Source organism: Trebonia sp., assembly GCF_049794275.1.
Classification (GTDB): domain Bacteria; phylum Actinomycetota; class Actinomycetes; order Streptosporangiales; family Streptosporangiaceae; genus Trebonia.
This window is the reverse complement of the sequence record NZ_JBARCR010000562.1, coordinates 1-1,906: the sequence shown is the minus strand read 5'-3', so window position 1 is coordinate 1,906 and position 1,906 is coordinate 1. Positions and strand designations below refer to the sequence as shown.

At 72.5% G+C, this 1,906-nt stretch carries 2 protein-coding genes; both read left to right on the top strand.

What is annotated here, in order from left to right:
• Positions 1–857: SIS domain-containing protein (locus tag WA805_RS15385; protein WP_425242656.1), on the top strand; the 857-nt coding region annotated here is incomplete at its 5' end.
• A gap of 7 nt (positions 858–864) precedes the next feature.
• Entirely contained in the window at positions 865–1,854 is a 990-nt protein-coding gene (locus WA805_RS15380) for a cation diffusion facilitator family transporter (protein ID WP_422278084.1), read from the top strand.
• Positions 1,855–1,906 lie beyond the last annotated feature (52 nt).

Sequence of the window (1,906 nt, the reverse complement as noted above, 5' to 3'; positions counted from 1 at the left end):
CCGAGCCGGTCGCGCTCGCCACCGAGGCCACCCGCCGCGGCTGCGAGCTTGTCGTGGTCGGCGCGCCCGGCTCGCCGCTGCACGAGCTGGCGCAGCGAGCCAGGGGCACGTTCATCCCGGTGGACTCCGGCGGGCCTGTCAGGTCCACGCCGTGGGCGCTGACGGTGCCGCTGCTGGTGGTCGGCTCCAGGCTCGGCGTGGCGCGCGTCGAGGACGACACGTACGAGGCCGCGGCGACCGCGATGGAGGACATCTCGCACCAGTGCCGCCCGGCCAGCGAATCGTTCGTCAACCCGGGCAAGTCGCTCGCGCTCGACCTGGCCGGGCGGCTCCCGATGGTCTGGGGCGGGTCGCTGGTGGCCGCGGCCGCCGCGCGGCGGTTCGCGTCGCAGCTCGCCGCGAACGCGAAATACCCGGCGATCTTCGGCGCGCTGCCCGCGGCCGGATACGACCAGGTGGCGACCCTCGACGGGCCGTTCGTGCCCGCGCCTGAACCGGAGTTCCCCGCGGCGGAGGATTTGACTGACGCCGCGTTCGACGAGTTCTCAGACGACGATGCTGGCCTGGACGACGACGCGGCGGACGGCCCGATGCTCCGGCTCGTGCTGCTCGCCGACCCCGCCGGGGAGCACCCGTCCGTCACGCGGGTGCGGACGGCGGCGGTGTCGCTGGCCGAGGGGCGCGGCGCCGAGGTCTCTGAGATCGCGATGGACGGGGACACCCCGCTGCTGCGGCTGGCTTCGGCCGTGCAGCTGCTGGACTACGCCTCGGTGTACCTCGGGATCGCGTGCGGGATCGACCCGCTCGCGATCGCGGCGATCAAGGACCTGCGCGACCTCGCGGAACGTTCGGTGTAGCTCGCCGATGAAGGCCGTCATCGCCGCGCTCGCGGTCAACCTGGGAATCGCGATCACCAAGTTCGCCGCGTTTCTCGTCACGGGCTCCGCGTCGATGCTCGCCGAGTCCGTGCACTCGGTCGCCGACACCGGCAACGAGCTGCTCCTGCTGATCGGCAGCGGCAGGTCGCGGCGCGCGCGGACCGAGCTGCACCCGTTCGGGTTCGGCCGGGAGCGGTACTTCTACGCCTTCGTGGTGGCGGTCCTGCTGTTCACCGTCGGCGCGGTCTTCTCCATCTACGACGGGGTGCACAAGATTCTGTCGCCCGAAGAGGTGCGAGTGCCGGCGGTTGCGTTCGTCGTGCTCGCCGTGTGCGCCGTGCTCGAGTCGTTCTCGCTGCGCACCGCGGTCAGGGAAGCGAACAAGGAGCGCGGGCGGCAGGGCTGGCGGGGCTTCGTGCACGCCACGAAGTCACCGGAACTGCCCGTCGTCCTGCTCGAGGACCTGGCCGCGCTGCTCGGCCTCGGGTTCGCGTTTCTCGGCGTACTGCTGTCCGTGGTGACCGGCAACGGCGCGTGGGACGGCGCGGGCTCGGTGGCGGTGGGCGTCTTGCTTGCCTGCGCGGCGTTCGTGGTCGGCTTCGAGACGAAGAGCCTGCTGCTCGGCGAGTCGGCGAACGCGGAGATGTCGGCCTCGATTGTCCGGGCCCTGGAGGACGGCCCCGAGGGTTTCCAGGTGATTCACCTGCGGACCTCCCACGTCGGCCCGGACTCGCTCCTGGTGGCCGCGAAGGTCGCGGTGCCGGGGTCGCTGCCGGCGGCGGACCTGGTGACCAGGATCGACGCCGCGGAACGGCGGGTGCGTGACGCGGTGCCCATCGCGGAGACGATCTACCTGGAGCCCGATATCTTCTCCCCGGCCAGGGAAGACGCCACCGACCCGTCCATCCAGGTGGTGCACCGCAGCCGGCTGCCGCGCCGCCCCCGCCGCCCGTCTGACGGCCCGCCGCCCGTCTAATACCGCGATCGCCGCTCCCGCGGATCGGGTCGCCGCGGCTGCTAGCCGAGCG

Excerpts from the sequence above, each read along its gene's own strand:
- WA805_RS15380 (WP_422278084.1), top strand. The coding sequence starts at position 865 with ATGAAGGCCGTCATCGCCGCGCTCGCGGTCAACCTGGGAATCGCGATC.